Here is an 18608-nt window from a genome sequence, read left to right as displayed (position 1 = left end):
TGCTTGTTCGCTTCTGAAACGGAATTCGCCATGTACCGCCCGCTGAGCGCACTGATTGTAGGCCTGCTGCTGCCGCTTGCCAGTCATGCCGCAAACACGCCGGTCACACCCGGTATCGAGTTCGTGCACCACGACTGGTTCCTGGCCTGCGACAACACCGGCACCTGCCGTGCCGCGGGTTATGGACCGGAAAACGCAGACAGCCTGCTGGGCCTGATGTTGGAACGTGCCGGCGGTCCCGGTACAACAGTGAAGGCGCGGCTGCGGGTGGGCGAGGATGGCGAAAGCGCAATGCCTGAAGGAGCGATGCGCCTGCTGGTGAACGACCGTGATCTGGGCCCGGTGCAGGACACCGGCGCCGACGAGGCCGTGACGCTGCGTCCCGCGCAGGTTGAAGCACTGCTCGCCGCCCTGCCCGGCCGGGCCCGCATCGAGGTCATCGACAACAACGGCACCCGCTGGCCGATTTCCGACCGTGGGGCTGCCGCCGTACTGCTGAAAATGGACGAGGCACAAGGGCGGATCGGAACACCCGGCGCCCTGGTGCGGCGTGGCACCCGTTCCGAGGCAAGCGTGCCGGCTGCACGGGCCAGACCGGTGATCGTGCGCGCCACGCTGGCGGCCGCTCGACCCGGCGACCGTGCACTGGGTACCAGCGAAGCGCTGCGCGACGCCCTGATTGCCACGATCGGCGACAGCGACGACTGTCCGCACCTGGTCGAGTACACGGGAACTCCGGAAATGGTGATCGAGCGCCTGGACGGCAGCCATGTGCTGGTCCAAGCGCTGTGCCAGATGGGTGCGTACAACTACAGCAATGGTTTCTGGATCGCGCGCGATCAGCCACCGTATGCGGCGGAGGTGGTCACACTGGAAGCCGAGGGCTTCTCGCGTGAAGACCGCACGCTGTATGCGCGCTACAAGGGTCGGGGCATCGGCGACTGCGTTTCCGGCTCGGACTGGGCATGGGACGGTCGCAGATTCCAACCCAGCAGCGCGTTCAGTACGGGCCTGTGTCGCGGCATCCCGGGCGGGCACTGGAACCTGCCGACCCTGGTCAGCGAGGTTCGTTGAATGCGCACCCTTTCTCTGCTGCAGGCGCCCCTGTTCCTGCTGGGTTTGCTGATGATGCCTTCGGCTGCTTCGGCCACGGATGCGGTGGGCGGATCGTTCGCCGATGGCGACTGGTTCATGGCCTGCGACAACACGCGCACTTGTCGTCTCGCCGGTGTCGGCGCACTGGCGCCGCTGAGGCTGGCCGCGCTGATCGAGCGCAATGGCGGCCCCGGAGCCGCGGTGGAGATCCGGCTGACACTCGCCCGCGACAGCGTTGACGATCCCGAAGCGCAGGCACAGTCCCCTACCGGCGAACTGCAATTGCGGTTGGATGGAACGCCCGCCGGCAGCATCGGCGTACTGGAGTCGGCGACGGAGCATGCAACGCTGACACCGGCCCAGGTGCAGGCGTTCAGTGCAGCCCTCATCGAGCATTCACCCATCAGCGTCACCGACAGCAAGGGCCAGGCATGGTCGCTCTCCGCATCCGGCGCAGCCGCGCTGATGCTGAAGATGGATCAGTTCCAGCAGCGCCTGGAGACGCCTGGCGCGCTGGTGAGACGAGGGCATAGACCGGAGTCGCGCGTGCCACCCGCCCTCCCGAAGCCACAGCTTGCCACGCCATCCATGGCGGTCGAGCCGCATGAGGAAGACGTACACCTGGAGGACCGCGAGGACCTGCGCCGCCTGCTTCAGCCCAGCAGCAAGGTCGACTGGGCATGCGCCCCGAATGTGCAGCAGACCGCGCCGCATTCCATCGCCATCCAGCGATTGGACGATCATCACCTGCTCGCCTCTGTTGTCTGCCACACCCAGGCGCTCAACGTGCCGGCGGGCACGTGGGTGATCAACGACCAGGCGCCGTTCAATCCCGTATTCATTACCCAGGGCGCACTCTTTGCGCGCTCGCCCGAGGCGGTCTTTCTCGAGGAAACCGTGGAGACCGACCAGGATCGCTGCGAAACCGGGCGCTACTGGTCGTGGGATGGGCAGCGGATGCAGCTGGCCATGGAGTACGTCGGCGGCACCTGCAGTGGCTCTGGCGCCTCCACCTGGCAGCTGCCGACCTACGTTTCGGAGTTCCGCTAGGGCACCCGCCGGGCGTGGCCCGGCGCTACCTGGATGCTTCAGGCATCGTGAAGCTGGCGCGGCTTCTTCCAGAACTGCCAGCGCTGTCCACGGTCCAGCTGGAACTGCAGGCCGTCTTCGAAATCCAGCACCAGCCGCTGCAGCTCACCACGCTTCAGCGCGGCCAGCAGCGGACGGATCGCTTCATTGCCGAGCTGCTGCAGGGAACGCAGCTGGCGCAGATCCACCAATGCATCCACCGCCTGCTCGCCGTCCACGGCGACGCCAGCCGCCAGGGCCAGGCCCTGCAACAGGGCATCGCGGCTACGCACCTGTGCGTGCGGCGTGCTGACCGACACCGGCATCACGCCACCGCCCCAGAACCACAGCGAATTGATCGGCTGTTGTCCCTGCGCGGCGCGCTGCTGGTTCCAGGAATGGTTGTGCAGCAGTACCTGCGCTTCGGTCATCAGCGCCCGCCAGCGGCGGCCGCCCTCGCCTTCGGGCAGGTGAGAGAACAGGTCATCGCCCAGCACCTCGTCCGGACTGTCGAAGTCCGGCAGGGCCAGGTCGATCGGAAGCCGCAGGTACCAGCGCGACGGGTCCGGTGCGTCGAGCACGAATCCGGCATCGGCAAACAGCGGCTGCAGCACCGGCAACAGGGCCAGGCAGTCCGCCAAGGTCGGCCGCAGCGTCTCGCCGTAGGCCATCATCCGCGCGCCGTGCATGTCCGGCACCATGCAGGCCGGGTCGGCACGCAGCCAGCTGGCGCCGGCTGCATCGCCGACGTCGCGCTGGCGGGTCAACGCGGCCACCGGCCAGTGCGGCGCGGCAACCGTGAAATGGCGCGTCAGTTGTGCGCGTTCGCCCGGTGCGACCTGCACCATCGTGGCACGGCCGAGCGCACGCGCCACATCGTCCGGCAGCGCAGCCGCGGCAAAGCGGCTGCGTGCAGGCAACAGCAGGGTCGCCGTCGCCACGTGGTCAGTCCACGTAGCTGACGCTGACGATCTCGTACTCGCGCTGGCCGGCCGGGGCGTCGATCACGATCGAATCGCCTTCCAGCTTGCCGATCATCGCGCGCGCGACCGGCGAGGAAATCGCGATCAGGCCCAGCTTGATGTCCGCTTCCAGGTCACCAACGATCTGGTACTTCTTCTCTTCGTCGGTTTCCACGTCGGCCAGCGTCACGCTGGCGCCGAACACCACCTTGGAGCCGGCATTGAGCTTGCTCACGTCGATGATTTCGGCGTGCGACAGCTCACCTTCCAGCTGCTTGATGCGGCCTTCGATGAAGCCCTGTTCCTCGCGCGCGGCATGGTACTCGGCGTTCTCCTTCAGGTCACCGTGCTCACGCGCCTCGGCGATCGCGGCGATCACCTTCGGGCGCTTGACCGACTTCAGGTGATCCAGTTCGTCGCGCAGCTTCTGCGCGCCCTTCATCGTGATGGGGGCTCTCATGCATTCAACTCCTTGTGCAGCTCCTGCAGCGACCAGACGGGGCCGGTGCCGCGGAATTCCAGTGAATCCACCAGCGCCTTGGCGCCGGCAATGGTGGTCGAGTAGGTGACGCGATGCTGCAGTGCCTCGCGACGGATCGAGAACGAGTCGTTGATCGCCGAACGACCTTCGGTCGTGTTGACGATATAGACGATCTCGCCGTTCTTGATCGAGTCGACGATGTGCGGACGGCCTTCGACCACCTTGTTGATGATCTCGCAGTCCATGCCATGCTGCTGCAGCCACGCGGCGGTGCCACGGGTGGCGACCAGGCTGTAGCCACGCGCCAGCAGCGCCTTGGCCACCGGCAGCACGCGCTTCTTGTCCGGATCACGCACCGAAACGAAGGCCTTGCCGACCGGCGGCGCCTTGATGCCACCGGCTTCCTGCGCACGCGCGAAGGCGGCGTTGAAGGTGCGGCCTACGCCCATCACTTCACCGGTGGAGCGCATCTCCGGCCCGAGGATCGGATCGACGCCCTGGAACTTGGCGAACGGGAAGATCGCTTCCTTCACCGAGTAATAGTCCGGCACGATTTCCTTGGTTGCACCCTGCTCGGCCAGGCTCTTGCCAGCCATGCAACGGGCGGCGATCTTGGCCAGCGGCATGCCGGTGGCCTTGGACACGAACGGCACGGTGCGCGAGGCACGCGGGTTCACTTCCAGCAGGTAGATGGTGTCGGCACCTTCGTCGCTGGTCTGGATCGCGAACTGGGTGTTCATCAGGCCGACCACGTTCAGGGCCTTGGCCAGCTCCACCACCTGGCGGCGCAGTTCGGCCTGGGTTTCAGCCGACAGCGAGTACGGCGGCAGCGAGCAGGAGGAATCGCCCGAGTGCACGCCAGCTTCTTCGATGTGCTCCATCACGCCACCGATCAGGACGTTGCCATCCTTGTCGGCGATGATGTCGACGTCGCACTCGACGGCGTTGTCGAGGAAGCGGTCCAGCAGCACCGGCGAATCGTTGGACACCTTCACCGCGTCGCGCACGTAGCGGGCAAGGTCGGCTTCGCCGTAGACGATCTCCATCGCACGGCCGCCCAGCACGTAGCTCGGGCGCACCACCAGCGGGTAGCCGATCTCGCGGGCCAGCAGCAGGGCTTCCTGGTCGTTGCGGGCGATGCGGTTCGGCGGCTGCTTCAGGCCCAGCTTGTCGACCAGCTGCTGGAAGCGCTCACGGTCTTCGGCCAGGTCGATCGAGTCCGGGCTGGTGCCGATCACCGGCACGCCGTTGGCTTCCAGCGCGCGCGCCAGCTTCAGCGGGGTCTGGCCGCCGTACTGCACGATCACGCCCTTCGGCTGTTCCAGCTCGACGATTTCCAGCACGTCTTCCAGGGTCAGCGGTTCGAAGTACAGGCGGTCGGAGGTGTCGTAGTCGGTCGACACGGTTTCCGGGTTGCAGTTGACCATGATGGTTTCATAGCCATCCTCGCGCAGCGCCAGTGCCGCGTGCACGCAGCAGTAGTCGAACTCGATGCCCTGGCCGATGCGGTTCGGGCCACCGCCCAGGATCATGATCTTGTCGCGGTTGCTCGGCGCGGCCTCGCACTCGTCCTCGTAGGTCGAGTAAAGGTAGGCGGTACCGGTGGAGAACTCACCGGCACAGGAGTCCACGCGCTTGTAGACCGGGCGTACCTTGTGCGCACGACGCAGCGCGCGGATGGCGGCTTCGTTGGTACCGGTCAGCTGCGCCAGGCGCGCGTCGGAGAAGCCAGCGCGCTTCAGCTTGCGCAGGCGTGCAGCGTCCAGCGCATCGATGCCACCGGCAGTGACTTCAGCTTCCGCCGCGATGATTTCCTCGATCTGATCCAGGAACCAGTGATCGATGAACGACAGTGCGTAGATCTCTTCCACGCTCATGCCGGCGCGGAACGCATCGGCGACGAAGAACAGGCGCTCCGGGCCCGGCGCCTTCAGCTCGCGGCGCAGGGTCTGCAGGTCTTCTTCGTTGGCCAGGTCCAGGCCGGTTGGGTCGAAGCCGACCTTGCCGGTTTCCAGACCACGCAGGGCCTTCTGCACCGACTCCTGGAAAGTGCGGCCCATCGCCATCACCTCGCCCACCGACTTCATCTGGGTGGTCAGGCGGGCATCGGCGGCCGGGAACTTCTCGAAGGCGAAGCGCGGGATCTTGGTGACGACGTAGTCGATGGACGGCTCGAACGAGGCCGGGGTCAGGCCGCCGGTGATCTCGTTCTTCAGTTCGTCCAGGGTGTAGCCCACGGCCAGCTTGGCGGCAACCTTGGCGATCGGGAAGCCGGTGGCCTTGGAGGCCAGCGCCGACGAACGAGAGACGCGCGGGTTCATCTCGATGACGACCACGCGGCCGGTCTTCGGGTTGATGCCGAACTGCACGTTCGAGCCACCGGTGTCGACGCCGATCTTGCGCAGCACGGCGATGGAGGCATCGCGCAGGCGCTGGTATTCCTTGTCGGTCAGGGTCTGTGCCGGCGCCACGGTGATCGAGTCACCCGTGTGCACGCCCATCGGGTCGAGGTTTTCGATCGAGCAGACGATGATGCAGTTGTCCGCGGTATCGCGGACCACTTCCATTTCGAACTCCTTCCAACCCAGCACCGACTCTTCCACCAGCACTTCGGTGGTCGGCGACAGTTCCAGGCCGCGGCTGACGATCTCGACCAGCTCTTCGCGGTTGTAGGCGATGCCGCCACCGCTGCCGCCCAGGGTGAAGCTGGGGCGGATGATGGTCGGGTAGCCGACGCGGGTCTGGATCTCCAGCGCTTCGTCCAGGGTGTGGGCGACGGCGGCGGTCGGGCATTCCAGGCCGATCTCACCCATGGCGACGCGGAACAGCTCGCGGTCTTCGGCCATGCGGATCGCTTCGCGCTTGGCGCCGATCAGTTCGACGTTGTACTTCTCCAGCACGCCGTGGTCGGCCAGGTCCAGCGCGCAGTTCAGCGCGGTCTGGCCACCCATGGTCGGCAGCAGCGCATCGGGCTTTTCCTTGGCGATGATCTTCTCGACCGTCTGCCAGTTGATCGGCTCGATGTAGACGGCGTCGGCCATCTCCGGGTCGGTCATGATCGTGGCCGGATTGCTGTTGACCAGCACCACGCGGTAACCCTCGTCACGCAGGGCCTTGCAGGCCTGGGCGCCGGAGTAGTCAAACTCGCAGGCCTGGCCGATGACGATCGGGCCAGCACCGATGATGAGGATGGTCTTGAGGTCAGTGCGCTTGGGCATTTTCTTCTCTAAGTCAGTACAGCGTGACAAGGGGGAGTGATCGCACGCTGTCGATCAGGAATCTTGATCCGCAGCGCCGCGCCAGGGGCAGCAGCGATGCGGGGTGTACGGTCCATCGCGACGCCACCGGGAGCCGGCGGCGTACTGATCACGCCTTGGCCTGCTCCATCAGCACCACGAAGCGGTCGAACAGCGGGCCGACGTCGGTCGGGCCCGGCGACGCTTCCGGGTGGCCCTGGAACGAGAACGCCGGCACATCGGTGCGGGCGACGCCCTGGTTGGTGCCGTCGAACAGCGAACGGTGGGTCACGCGCAGGGTGGCTGGCAGCGTCGCTTCATCGATCGCGAAACCGTGGTTCTGCGAGGTGATCATCACCCGGCCGTTGTCCAGGTCCTGCACCGGGTGGTTTGCGCCGTGGTGGCCGTGGCCCATCTTCATGGTCTTGGCGCCCGAGGCCAGGCCCAGCAGCTGGTGGCCCAGGCAGATGCCGAAGGTCGGGATCTTCACGTCGATGAAGGTCTTGATCGCTTCGATCGCGTAGTCGCACGGTTCCGGGTCACCCGGACCGTTGGACAGGAACACGCCGTCCGGCTTCAGTGCCAGCACTTCAGCGGCCGGGGTCTGGGCCGGCACCACGGTCACTTCGCAGCCGCGCTCGGCCAGCATGCGCAGGATGTTGGTCTTCACGCCGAAGTCGTAAGCCACGACCTTGAACCGGGACGGCACGCTGACGAAGGCGTTGGCATCCAGGTCCAGCTGGCCCTCGGTCCAGGTGTAGGTCTTCTCGGTAGTGACAACCTTGGCCAGATCCATCCCCTTCAGCCCCGGGAACTTGCGGGCGGCTTCCAGTGCCTTTTCCACGTCGATGTCGCCGGCCATCAGTGCGCCGTTCTGCGCGCCCTTCTCGCGCAGGATGCGGGTCAGCTTGCGGGTGTCGATGCCGGCGATGGCGACCACGCCGCGCTGGATCAGCCAGTCCTGCAGCGACACCTGGCTGCGCCAGTTGCTGGGACGGCGGGGAACGTCGCGCACGATCAGGCCGGCCGACCACACCTTGGACGCTTCATTGTCCTGGTCGGTCATGCCGGTGTTACCGATATGCGGATAGGTCAGCGTGACCATCTGCCGGGCGTAGGACGGGTCGGTCAGCACTTCCTGGTAGCCGGTCATGGCGGTGTTGAACACCACCTCACCGACGGACAGGCCGGGCGCGCCTACGGATTCGCCCTCGAATACGGTGCCGTCTTCGAGGACGAGGATTGCGGCTTGGGTCACGGGAATCTCACTTTGGCTACCGAGGGGGCTGCCGAAGTCACGCCTGCGCTTCACGGAAATCCGGTTGCAAAAAAGCGCGGACGTACGGTCTGGGACCGGTCCGGCTTTCGTGATTCGGCGAGTGCGAATTGTAGCGCTGCCGGGGCGCTCGCGCCAGCGGTTATCGCGCTTCATGAACAGGCGATTGCGCATTCATTTCAATCCGGCGGCGTATGCGGCGCCCGCTGGTAGCGCCGGGCCATGCCCGGCGGAACCGACACCGACGCCGGGCACGGCCCGGCGCTACCGGTTAACGCGGCCCGTCCAGCAGATCGCGCACCCGGTAGCTGCCCGGCGCGCGGCCCTGCAGCTGGCGGGCGGCGAACAGGGCGCCGCGGGCGAAGATGTCGCGGTTGGTGGCCCGGTGCACCAGTTCGATGCGCTCGCCCGGCCCAGTGAATTGCACCAGGTGCTCACCCACGATGTCACCGGCACGCAGGCTGGCGTAGTGCGGCTCCGCCCCGCCCCGCTGCGCGGCCGCGCCCAAGGTCAGCGCGGTGCCCGACGGCGCATCCTTCTTCTGGGTGTGGTGCGACTCGACGATGTCACAGTCCCAGCCGGCCAATGCCTGCGCCGCGCGCTCTACCAACTCGTCCAGCACCGCCACGCCCAGGCTGAAGTTGGAGGCCCAGACCAGCGGGATCTTCGCAGCCGCCGCGTCCAGCGCCTGGCGCTGCGTGCTGGAGATGCCGGTGGTGCCCGACACCAGCCCGGCACCCCGCTCCACGCACAACGCCAGCATCGGGTCGAAACCCTCCGGCAGGCTGAAGTCGATCGCCACGTCGAACACCGGCGCGCCGGGCAGTTCGCTGGCACCGAAGAACGGCACGCCGTCGACCACGCGCTGCGCCGGCGCACGGCCGGCCACTGCGGCCACGATCTGCAGGGTTTCGGGATGTTCGGCGGCCAGCCGCAGCAGGGCCTGGCCCATGCGCCCGGAGGCACCGTGAATGAGCAATCGCAGGGGAGTCTGGTTCATGCCTGAAGGCTAGCGGCAGCAAGCCCGCTCGGGCAAGCGCCATCGCTGCTACGCTGCATGCCCTTTCATGCAATGGATGGCAGCTCCCTCATGCAGATCAGCGAACAGCTGGTGCTGGTCACCGGTGGCGGACGCGGACTTGGCCAGCACATCGCCCGTGCTTTCGCTGCACAGGGTGCGCGCGTCATCGTCAACTACCACCACAGCGAAGGCACCGCTCGGGCGCTGGCCGCCGAGCTGGGCGGACAGGCGATCGCACTGCCGGCCGACGTCACTGATCGCCGCCAGGTCGGTGCGATGCTGCAGCACGCCCTGGCCCACTTCGGCCAGGGCGTCACCACGGTGGTCAACAACGCACTCGCAGCGTTCTCGTTCAATGGTGATGCCCGCGACAGTGCCGCCACCATCGGTTGGCCCGCCTTCCAGGCACAGTTCGAGGGCAGCGTGCGCGGCGCGCTGAACACCGTGCAGGCCGCCCTGCCCGGCATGCAGGCCCGCCGCTTCGGCCGGGTGATCAACATCGGCACCAACCTGTTCCAGAACCCGGTCGTGCCCTACCACGACTACACCGCCGCCAAGGCCGCACTGCTGTCGCTGACCCGCACCCTGGCCGGCGACCTCGGCCCGCATGGCATCACCGTGAACATGCTGTCCGGTGGCCTGCTGCGCACCACCGATGCCAGTGCCGCTACGCCTGAAGCGGTGTTCGACTACATCGCTGCGAACACCCCGCTGCGCAGCGTCACAACGCCGACCGAGTTCGCCGATGCCGCGCTGTTCTTCGCCAGCCCGTGGTCGCGTGCGGTGACCGGCCAGAATCTGGTGGTCGATGGCGGGCTGGTGCGGGACTGAGCCGATGCGCATCTCCGAAGTCAGCCGCCTGACCGGTGCCAGCGCCAAGGCCATCCGCCTGTACGAGGCGCGCGGACTGCTGCCGCCGGTGCCACGCCTGAACCGCTATCGCGACTACAGCGAACAGGACGTGGCCTGGGTGCAGCTGATCCGACAGGCACTGGGGCTGGGCATCAGCCTGGCCGCGATCTCGCGCCTGCAGCGCCGCGACGGACGGCTCGACTGGCCTGCGGTGCTGGCCTTGCTGGAACAGCAGCGCACACGCATTGCCAGCGAACGGGCGCGGCTGGCGCAGGTCGAGCTCGCCCTGCAGCAGGTCAGCGCCGAACTGCAGCAGTGGCTGCACTCCGGCAGCGGCGACTGCATCCTGGATCCCAGCGGCTGCACCACCCCGGTTTGACTCTGCCCCTGGGGCAGACCCCAACCTCGCGCACTTTCCATTGCCCGAGGTTGCCGTGTCCCGTTCCGTCCTGATCCTGCTCGGCCATCCTGACCGTGACAGCCTGTGTGGTGCCCTCGCCCAACGCTATGCCACGGCCGCGGAGAATGCCGGCCACCGGGTGCGCCTGATCGCACTGGGCGACCTTGAATTCGACCCGGTGCTGCGCCACGGCTACCGCCAGATCCAGCCACTTGAAGCCGATCTGCAGGACGCCGCCGAGGCGATCGAAGCCTGCGATCATCTGGTGCTGGTCTACCCCACCTGGTGGGGTGCAATGCCGGCCCTGCTGAAGGGCTTCTTCGATCGCGTGCTGCTGCCGGGGTACGCCTTCCGCTACCGGCGCGATTCGGTGTGGTGGGACCGGCTGCTGGCCGGACGCAGCGCACGGGTGATCACCACCCTGGACACGCCGCCCTGGTATTACCGCTGGATCTACCGCGACCCGGGCATCAGCCAGATCCGCGCCACCATCCTGCAGTTCTGCGGCATCCGCCCGGTGCGGGTCAGCCGCGTGGGCGCGGTACGCAGCAGCTCGCCGGAGCAACGCAATCGGTGGCTGGCGCTGGCAGCAGCGCTGGGCTCACGCGCCCGGTAGATCCACGCCATGCGTGGATGAAATGCTGGCCAGTGTTCCGGATGTCGCGTTTGCCAATTGACCGTCAGGCACTGCGCCTCAAGGCTGTGGCCCGTCTTCCGGCCCAGGCAGAACCCATGAAATCCTCGACCGTCTTCAGCAAGTGCGCCAGGAAGACCGGCTTTGCCGGAACGTCTACGACCCGCTACCGCTTGCTGGATGCCGCCCTGCTTGTCGTGAATCACCAACGCGCCAACGAAAACCGGGGCTTCTATGTGAATGCTGGACTCTACTTTCCAGAGCTGCTCGCGTATCCCCTCGCGCCTGACGACCTTGAAACGGCTTTCAGATACCGCTCCAGCATTCCCACGCCCCATGTCGACTGGCGGATCGAAGAGACGCCAGGCCTGCGCCGGACCTTCATCCAGCAGGATCTTGAAGATCTGCTGCAGGCCGGCAACCGCGACGCGCTGAAAGGCCTGCTGCTCTTTGCCCTTGCCGACGTGGCCGGCTTCGCGGCCAGCCATGGAAACCGGGAATCGGTGCGGCGATTGAATCAGGATGGTCGCTTCCGGGCGATCATCCGCAAAGAGGTCTAGTAGATCCACGCCATGCGTGGAATGAACCCCGCAAGCGTGCGAACCAGGGTTCGCACCCACCAGCGCAGGAAAAGCAGCGTCAGTGCTGCTTCGGTGGAGTTGGCCCGCAGCTGTCACAACCACCACAGGCACCACCACCTCCAGTCGCCGGCGGCGCGATCTTCCGCCCCAGCGCCTGCATCCAGCCGGGGCGACCCGGCTTCAGCAGGGCCAGCGCCAAGGCCCCGCGCAGCGTGCGCACGGTGCCCGGGAACTGCTTCTTCAGCACCACCCAGGCACTGACCAGCACGGCCACCGCGATGATCAGGTACTGGATCAGCAGGCCGGTATCCATCAGCCGCCTCCCAGCGCCTTGGTCACCTGGTAGGTGATCAGCGCAGCCACATAGGCCGCGGCGAACAGGTAGAACGCGGCGAAGCCCATCTGCTTCCACGAATTGGTCTCACGCTTGATGGTGGCCAGCGTCGAGATGCACATCGGGGCGTAGATGTACCAGACCAGCAGCGACAGCGCGGTCGCCAGCGACCAGCCGTCGCTGATCAGTGGGGTCAGCGCCTGGCTGGCGGCATCGTCATCGGCCGCGGACAGCGCGTAGACCGTGGCCAGCGACGATACCGCCACTTCGCGCGCGGCCAGGCCCGGGATCAGTGCGATGCAGATCTGCCAGTTGAAGCCCAGCGGCGCGAAGAACACGGCCATCGCATGGCCGATCTGGCCGGCGTAGCTGTAGTCGATGGCCGGCATCGTGGCGCCAGCGGGAGCCGCCGGGAACGACAGCAGCACCCACAGCAGGATGGTCAGCGCCAGGATGATGCCACCGACGCGCTTGAGGAAGATCATGCCACGCTCGTACAGGCCCACGGCCAGGTCGCGCGCATGCGGCAGGCGGTAAGACGGCAGCTCCAGCATCAGCGGATGCTCACTCTTGTCGCGACGCCACTTCTTCATGATCCACGACATCGCCAGCGCGCTGAGGATACCGGCGGCGTACAGGCCGAACAGGACCAGCCCCTGCTGGTTGAACACGCCCCACACCGTCTTCTGCGGAATGAACGCACCAATCAGCAGCGCGTACACCGGCAAGCGTGCGGAACAGGTCATCAACGGCGCCACCAGGATCGTGGCCAGGCGGTCACGTGGGTCCTGGATGCTGCGCGTGGACATGATGCCCGGCACTGCGCAGGCAAAGCTGGACAGCAGCGGGATGAACGAGCGGCCGGACAACCCGGCGGCGGCCATCATGCGGTCGAGCAGGAACGCCGCGCGCGGCAGGTAACCGGACTCCTCCAGCACGAGGATGAAGAAGAACAGGATCAGGATCTGCGGCAGGAACACCACCACGCCACCGACACCGGCGATGATGCCGTCGGTCAGCAGGCTGGCCAGCGGACCTTCCGGCAGCACGCTGCCGACAAACTCGCCCAGCCAGGCAAAGCCGGCTTCGATGCCGTCCATCAACGGCGTCGCCCAGGCGTACACCGCCTGGAAGATCAGGAACATCACCACCGCCAGGCTGACCAGGCCGAACACGGGGTGCAGCAGCCAGCGGTCCAGCGCGTCATCGATCTTCGCGGTCCGCGCCGGCATGCGCACGGCGACCGACAGGATCTCGCGCACCTTGGCGTGGTAGTCGATGCCACCTTCCGGGCCCGGCACCGGCGCATCCAGGTGCGGCACCATCGCATCGAGGCGTTTGACCAGGGCCTTGGCGCCCTGCTTGCGCACCGCCACGGTTTCCACTACCGGGACGCCCAGCTCGCGCTCCAGCGCGGCCACATCCACCTGGATGCCACGGCGCTGGGCCGCATCAACCATGTTCAGCGCCACCACCATCGGCTTGCCCAGCTCGCGCAGTTCCAGCGCGAAACGCAGGTGCAGGCGCAGGTTGGTGGCGTCGATCACGCACAGCAGCACATCCGGCGCGGCTTCGCCCGGATAGAAGCCCCGGCACAGGTCGCGGGTGATCGCCTCGTCCAGGCTGGCCGGATGCAGGCTGTAGGCCCCCGGAAGGTCGAGTACCGCGAACTCGCGGCCGGACGGCGCACGCAGGCGGCCTTCCTTGCGCTCGACGGTGACGCCGGTGTAGTTGGCAACCTTCTGCCGGCTGCCGGTCAGCTGGTTGAACAGAGCGGTCTTGCCGCTGTTGGGGTTACCGACCAGCGCAACGCGCAGGGGGGCGGTAGTGGCAGTAGCAGTCATGCGCGTCGTTCCTGGCTGGCGGCGTCGACCACGACCCGCTTGGCTTCACTGATCCGCAGCGCGAAACGGGTGAACCCGACCTGCACCAGCAGCGGCTCTCCCCCCAACGGGCCCTTGGCCACCAGGCGTACTTCCTCGCCCTTCACGAAACCCAGCTCGCGCAGGCGACGGGCGATGGCATCGTTGGCATGCAGGTCCTGCACGGACTCGACCACGGCCGAGGTGTGCAGCGGCAGTTCGGACAGCGTCATCTAGCGTGTTCTCTGCTGGATGTAAATGGTTCTCGATTCTAACATTCCCGCGTCGCGTCATGGCCCATGACCAATGGCCCGCTATGATCCATACAGGTATGGAGTGACTCTGGAATCCCATGAACGATGCTTTGCAGATCGAGCGCAGCGGCGCCGCCCTCACCCTCTGGCTGAACCGGCCGGAGCTGCACAACGCCTTTGACGCCAGCCTGATCGCCCGGCTGACCGCCGCACTGGAGGCCGCCGGCCGCGATGATTCGGTCCGGGCAGTGGTGATGGCCGGCCACGGCACCTCCTTCTCGGCTGGTGCGGACATGCAGTGGATGCGCGGCATGGCGGCGGCCAGCGAGGCCGACAACCGCGAGGACTCGCTGGCGCTGGCACGGCTGATGCGCACCCTGGACGAGCTGCCCAAGCCGACCCTGGCCCGGGTCCACGGCGCGGCCTTCGGCGGTGGCGTCGGCCTGGTTGCCTGCTGCGACATCGCCATCGCCAGCACCTCGGCCCGCTTCGGCCTGACCGAAAGCCGCCTCGGCCTGCTGCCGGCGGTGATCTCGCCCTATGTGATCGAGGCCATCGGCCCCCGCCAGGCTCGCCGCTGGTTCGCCACCGGCGAGCATTTCGACGCCGACACCGCGCTGCGCATCGGCCTGGTCCACCAACTGGTCGAGCCTGAACGCCTGGACGAGGCCGTGCAACGCCAGCTGGCCCTGCTCGACAAGGCCGGCCCGATCGCCTCGTCCACCGCCAAGCAGCTGGTGCGCCAGGTCCGCGACAGCCATGACCGCGACACCCTGGATCGCGATAATGCCGCCCTGATCGCGCGCCTGCGGGTGTCCGCCGAAGGCCAGGAAGGCCTGGGCGCCTTCCTCGACAAGCGCGCCCCCCACTGGGTCACGGAAGCCTGAACATGCTCGATCATCTTGGTTTGACCAGCGCCGACCTGGCGCGCAGCAAGGCCTTCTTCCTGCAGGCACTGGCGCCGTTGCAGATCGGCGTGGTGATGGAAGTGACCGCCGAACAGACCGGCGCCCACGACCACATCGGCTTCGGCAACGACGGCAAGCCGTTCTTCTGGCTTGGCAATGGCGGCACTGCCAGCCACGGCGTGCACGTGGCTTTTGCCTGCGCCAGCCGCGCTCAGGTGGACGCCTTCCATGCCGCCGCGCTCGCCGCCGGCGGCCGCGACAACGGCGCCCCGGGCCTGCGCCCGTGGTACCACCCCGACTACTACGGTGCCTTCGTGCTCGACCCGGATGGCAACAACATCGAGGCGGTCTGCCACCGCCCTGCCGATGGGGCAACCGCATGAGCGACTACGTCCGCATCGTCGAGGTCGGCCCGCGTGACGGCCTGCAGAACGAAAAGCAGTCGGTGTCCACCGCCGACAAGATCGAACTGATCAACCGCCTGTCGGCCACCGGCCTGCGCAGCATCGAGGCGACCAGCTTCGTCAGCCCGAAGTGGATCCCGCAGCTGGCCGATGCCGCCGAGGTCTACGCCGGCATCCAGCGCCGGCCGGGCATCCACTACCCGGTACTGGTGCCGAACGAACAGGGCTACGACCGTGCCCGTGCGGTCGGCGTGGAGGAAGTAGCGGTGTTCACCGCCGCGTCCGAGGCGTTCAACCGCACCAACACCAATGCCGGCTTCGACGAATCGCTGGCCCGGTTCGAGCCGATCCTGCGCCGCGCCGCCGCCGATGGTGTGCGCGTGCGCGGCTACGTCTCCACCGTGCTTGGCTGTCCTTACCAGGGCGAGGTACCGCTGACTGACGTGGTGCGCGTCGCACGTGCCCTGCACCAGATGGGCTGTTACGAAATCTCGCTGGGCGACACCATCGGTGTCGGCACCCCGCGCAAGGCACGGGCGATGCTGCAGGCGGTCGCCGCCGAGATCCCGATGTCGGCACTGGCCGTGCATTTCCACGACACCTACGGCCAGGCCATCGCCAACATCGCCACCTGCCTGGAAGAAGGCGTGCGCGTGGTCGACAGCGCTGTGTCCGGCGCCGGTGGCTGCCCGTATGCGAAGGGCGCCAGCGGCAATGTGGCCAGCGAAGACGTGGTCTACCTGCTGCAGGGCCTGGGCCTGGACAGCGGCGTGGACCTGCCGGCCCTGGCCGAAACCGGCCGCTGGCTGGCCGGCCTGCTCGGCCGCGCCACCGCCAGCCGCACCGGCCAGGCGCTGGCCGCGGCCGGTTGACCACCGCACTGCGCCGCCCCGCAAAGGCGGCGCAGTGCACAACAGCGGCGGTCGCGGCTTCCGTTAGAATCGGCGGTTCTCGAACCTGCAGGACCGTTCAATGCAGCTGTCTTCCGTACGTGCCGTGATCACTGGCGGCGTCTCCGGCCTCGGCCTGGCCGTGGCCCAGCACCTCGTCGCCCAGGGCGGCAAGGTGGCCCTGTTCGACCTCAACGACGACAAGGGTGCAGCCGCCGTTGCCGGGCTGGGTACCGACAAGGCCCGCTATTTCAACGTCAACGTCAGCGATGAGGCGGCCGTGGCTGCGGCCATCGACCAGGCCCACGATTTCCTCGGCGGCCTGAACGTGGCGATGAACTGCGCCGGCATCCTCGGCGCTGGCCGCGTGCTTGGAAAAGAAGGTCCGATGCCGCTGGCCGGCTTCCAGGGCACGGTGATGGTCAACCTGGTCGGCAGCTTCAACGTCGCCAAGGCCGCGGCCAACCGCATGCAGCACAACGAAGCCGGCACCGACGGCGAGCGCGGCGTGATCATCAACACCGCCAGCATCGCCGCCTATGAAGGCCAGATCGGCCAGGCCGCGTATGCCGCCAGCAAGGGCGGCGTGGTCTCGATGACGCTGCCGATGGCGCGCGAACTGTCGCGCTTTGGCATCCGCGTCAATACGATTGCACCCGGCGTGTTCTGGACGCCGATGGTCGATGGCATGCCCGAAGCCGTGCAGCAGTCGCTGGCCGCCTCGATCCCGTTCCCGTCGCGCCTGGGCAAGCCGGAAGACTTCGCCAGCCTGGTCGGCTTCATCCTCGGCAACACCTATCTCAACGGCGAGACCATCCGCCTGGACGGCGCTACCCGCCTCGCTCCGAAGTGATTCCCCCCGGGCGCCGGGACGGCGTCCTCCCCCAACGACCTAGATCACCATGAAAGCCAACGACATCAAGAAGGGCAACGTCGTCGAGTACAACAACGGCGTGTACCAGATCCGCGACATCGAGCGCAGCTCGCCGCAGGGTCGCGGCGGCAACGTCCGCTTCCGCTTCATCATGTACAGCGTGCCGGGCGGCAACAAGCTCGACGCCAGCTTCGATGCCGACGACAACCTGGTCGAGGTCGAACTGCTCCGCCGCCAGTCCACCTATTCGTACAAGGACGGCGACGCCTTCGTGTTCCTCGATGACGAGGACTACACCCCCTACACCCTGGACGCGGACGTGATCGGTGATGACGCCGGCTACATCACCGACGGCCTGACCGGCATCTATGTGCAGGTCATCGACGAGCAGCCGGTGGCGATCCAGCTGCCGGCCTCGGTGGTGCTGGAAGTGATCGAGACCCCGCCGGAACTGAAGGGTGGCACCGCCACCAAGCGCCCGAAGCCGGCCAAGCTCAACACCGGCATCGAGATCATGGTGCCGGAGTACATCGTCAACGGCGAACGCGTGCTGGTGAACACCGCCACCGGCGAATTCGCTGGCCGTGCCGACTAAGCGCCTTGCGCTGATCGGCTGCCTGTCCCTGCTTGCGGCAAGTTCGCCGCAGGCAGCAAGCAGCGCATCGTTGACAGCAGTGGTGTAGAGCCGAGCCCGCGCTCAGCTGCAGTGCCTGTGCAGAGCACAACGCAGCCGAGCGTGGGCTCGGCTCTACAGAGGGCTTACGGCTGCTTCGCGCCGAAATTGCCACAGCCGTGGTACTGGCGCGTGCCGACAGTCAGCATCACCTTGGCCTCGAACGCCTCGCCACTCATGTCGTCCTGGCAGGTGGTGCGCTGGAAGCTGAGCTTGACGTCGGTGCCATCGGATGCCTTGCCACTCCAGCCATCAGCACCTTCGGTGGGCTTGGCGACATCGAAGCGGCGCTCGCCATAGTCGACTTCCACCTGCAGGCCCGGCGTGTCGCCGTCGACAACTGCCAGCCAGCCGGGCTCATTGCCGGTGGCACGGAACGCAGCATTGCCGGCGCTGCCATCGCCTTCAGTGGCTTCGACCACATGGCACTCGCGGTCCGCCTCGCCCTTCAGGCTCAGCAGGCCGTCATCACTGCCCCTGGTCCAGAAGCTGTTGCCCTGGCCATCGCCATACTTGGCGCCGGACGCCGCGCGTTCGGAGGTCATGGCAAAGGTGCGCTCGCCGATCACCACCGTGGCCGTATCCTCGCCAGTGAAGGTCGCGCGCACGCTGAGATCCCCACACTGGTAGGTGGTCTCGCTGCCACCTTCGGTGCTGGCACTTGGCTGCGGCGTGGCAGGCGGGGTGTCATTGCCGCCCGCAGCGGGTGCCTGGGCCGGCTGGCACGCAGCCAGCACCGCCCCGAGGGGGGCTGCCAACAGACTGGGAACTACACGCATGGCTCGACTCCTTGTCGACACTAC

20 protein-coding genes are annotated in these 18608 nt (G+C 67.0%); 11 read left to right on the top strand and 9 right to left on the bottom strand.

What is annotated here, in order from left to right; genetic code table 11:
* Positions 1–30: 30 nt before the first annotated feature.
* Together GOC52_RS09585 and GOC52_RS09580 are read left to right on the top strand one after the other, a co-directional pair.
* On the top strand, positions 31–1074 hold the full coding sequence (locus GOC52_RS09585; RefSeq protein WP_191851263.1) for a DUF1176 domain-containing protein: 1044 nt from the start codon (positions 31–33) through the stop codon (positions 1072–1074).
* Complete coding sequence (locus GOC52_RS09580; protein WP_010482519.1) at positions 1075–2145, top strand: DUF1176 domain-containing protein; 1071 nt, start codon at positions 1075–1077, stop codon at positions 2143–2145.
* A 38-nt stretch (positions 2146–2183) separates the two neighbouring features.
* Here GOC52_RS09580 and GOC52_RS09575 read toward each other — a convergent pair whose 3' ends face one another.
* The 5 genes from GOC52_RS09575 to GOC52_RS09555 form a co-directional block, all read right to left on the bottom strand.
* Positions 2184–3104 (bottom strand): phosphoglycerate mutase, encoded by a 921-nt coding sequence (locus GOC52_RS09575; RefSeq protein ID WP_191851261.1) that lies wholly within the window; start codon positions 3102–3104, stop codon positions 2184–2186.
* 4 nt (positions 3105–3108) lie between these two features.
* Positions 3109–3573 (bottom strand): transcription elongation factor GreA, encoded by a 465-nt coding sequence (gene greA, locus GOC52_RS09570; protein WP_026347191.1) that lies wholly within the window; start codon positions 3571–3573, stop codon positions 3109–3111.
* An 8-nt stretch (positions 3574–3581) separates the two neighbouring features.
* Positions 3582–6824, bottom strand: coding sequence for a carbamoyl-phosphate synthase large subunit (carB, locus tag GOC52_RS09565; RefSeq protein ID WP_191851259.1), 3243 nt, complete (start codon positions 6822–6824; stop codon positions 3582–3584).
* A gap of 148 nt (positions 6825–6972) precedes the next feature.
* A complete protein-coding gene (gene carA, locus GOC52_RS09560; protein ID WP_191851257.1) occupies positions 6973–8100 on the bottom strand; it encodes a glutamine-hydrolyzing carbamoyl-phosphate synthase small subunit in 1128 nt (375 codons plus the stop codon).
* Positions 8101–8389: 289 nt separating this feature from the next.
* Positions 8390–9070, bottom strand: coding sequence for a 4-hydroxy-tetrahydrodipicolinate reductase (locus GOC52_RS09555; RefSeq protein WP_345782138.1), 681 nt, complete (start codon positions 9068–9070; stop codon positions 8390–8392).
* A 138-nt stretch (positions 9071–9208) separates the two neighbouring features.
* On the opposite strand from GOC52_RS09555, the gene GOC52_RS09550 reads away from it, so the two are divergent.
* From GOC52_RS09550 to GOC52_RS09535, 4 genes are all read left to right on the top strand, one after another.
* Positions 9209–9970 carry a 3-oxoacyl-ACP reductase gene (locus GOC52_RS09550; RefSeq protein ID WP_458309526.1) on the top strand — a complete coding sequence of 254 codons (762 nt, stop codon included), beginning with the start codon at positions 9209–9211 and terminating at the stop codon, positions 9968–9970.
* A 4-nt stretch (positions 9971–9974) separates the two neighbouring features.
* Positions 9975–10370 (top strand): MerR family transcriptional regulator, encoded by a 396-nt coding sequence (locus GOC52_RS09545; RefSeq protein WP_049409020.1) that lies wholly within the window; start codon positions 9975–9977, stop codon positions 10368–10370.
* A gap of 55 nt (positions 10371–10425) precedes the next feature.
* On the top strand, positions 10426–11007 hold the full coding sequence (locus GOC52_RS09540) for an NAD(P)H-dependent oxidoreductase (protein WP_043398995.1): 582 nt from the start codon (positions 10426–10428) through the stop codon (positions 11005–11007).
* A 116-nt stretch (positions 11008–11123) separates the two neighbouring features.
* A complete protein-coding gene (locus GOC52_RS09535; protein WP_049453511.1) occupies positions 11124–11585 on the top strand; it encodes a DUF4304 domain-containing protein in 462 nt (153 codons plus the stop codon).
* Positions 11586–11664: 79 nt separating this feature from the next.
* On the opposite strand, the gene GOC52_RS09530 is transcribed toward GOC52_RS09535, so the two are convergent.
* Genes GOC52_RS09530 through GOC52_RS09520 form a run of 3 tightly spaced genes read right to left on the bottom strand, consistent with a single transcriptional unit; the run spans position 11665 to position 14035 of the window.
* Positions 11665–11919 carry a DUF6587 family protein gene (locus tag GOC52_RS09530; RefSeq protein ID WP_010482530.1) on the bottom strand — a complete coding sequence of 85 codons (255 nt, stop codon included), beginning with the start codon at positions 11917–11919 and terminating at the stop codon, positions 11665–11667.
* Positions 11919–13784 (bottom strand): ferrous iron transporter B, encoded by a 1866-nt coding sequence (feoB, locus tag GOC52_RS09525; protein ID WP_191851252.1) that lies wholly within the window; start codon positions 13782–13784, stop codon positions 11919–11921. Before feoB ends, GOC52_RS09530 begins: the two co-directional genes overlap by 1 nt.
* Positions 13781–14035 carry a FeoA family protein gene (locus GOC52_RS09520; RefSeq protein WP_191851250.1) on the bottom strand — a complete coding sequence of 85 codons (255 nt, stop codon included), beginning with the start codon at positions 14033–14035 and terminating at the stop codon, positions 13781–13783. The genes feoB and GOC52_RS09520 overlap by 4 nt, the downstream gene beginning before the upstream one ends.
* 119 nt (positions 14036–14154) lie before the next feature.
* Here GOC52_RS09520 and GOC52_RS09515 point away from each other — a divergent pair, with 119 nt between their 5' ends.
* The 5 genes from GOC52_RS09515 to yeiP all read left to right on the top strand — a co-directional run bounded on the left by GOC52_RS09515 (position 14155) and on the right by yeiP (position 17727).
* On the top strand, positions 14155–14943 hold the full coding sequence (locus GOC52_RS09515; RefSeq protein ID WP_010482535.1) for an enoyl-CoA hydratase/isomerase family protein: 789 nt from the start codon (positions 14155–14157) through the stop codon (positions 14941–14943).
* 2 nt (positions 14944–14945) lie between these two features.
* The gene (locus GOC52_RS09510) at positions 14946–15347 is read left to right on the top strand and encodes a VOC family protein (protein ID WP_010482537.1); all 402 of its coding nucleotides are present in this window, start codon (positions 14946–14948) and stop codon (positions 15345–15347) included.
* Positions 15344–16240, top strand: a complete 897-nt coding sequence (locus tag GOC52_RS09505) for a hydroxymethylglutaryl-CoA lyase (protein WP_191851248.1) — start codon at positions 15344–15346, stop codon at positions 16238–16240. Before GOC52_RS09510 ends, GOC52_RS09505 begins: the two co-directional genes overlap by 4 nt.
* A gap of 100 nt (positions 16241–16340) precedes the next feature.
* Positions 16341–17111, top strand: a complete 771-nt coding sequence (locus tag GOC52_RS09500) for an SDR family oxidoreductase (protein WP_049453502.1) — start codon at positions 16341–16343, stop codon at positions 17109–17111.
* A 49-nt stretch (positions 17112–17160) separates the two neighbouring features.
* Entirely contained in the window at positions 17161–17727 is a 567-nt protein-coding gene (yeiP, locus tag GOC52_RS09495; RefSeq protein WP_005409468.1) for an elongation factor P-like protein YeiP, read from the top strand.
* Between the two features lie 164 nt (positions 17728–17891).
* On the opposite strand, the gene GOC52_RS09490 is transcribed toward yeiP, so the two are convergent.
* Entirely contained in the window at positions 17892–18584 is a 693-nt protein-coding gene (locus GOC52_RS09490) for a COG3650 family protein (RefSeq protein ID WP_191851246.1), read from the bottom strand.
* Positions 18585–18608 lie beyond the last annotated feature (24 nt).

This window comes from Stenotrophomonas sp. SXG-1 (assembly GCF_014083965.1).
GTDB classification, from domain to species: Bacteria; Pseudomonadota; Gammaproteobacteria; order Xanthomonadales; family Xanthomonadaceae; genus Stenotrophomonas; species Stenotrophomonas geniculata.
This window is presented reverse-complemented; position numbering and strand designations above follow the sequence as displayed.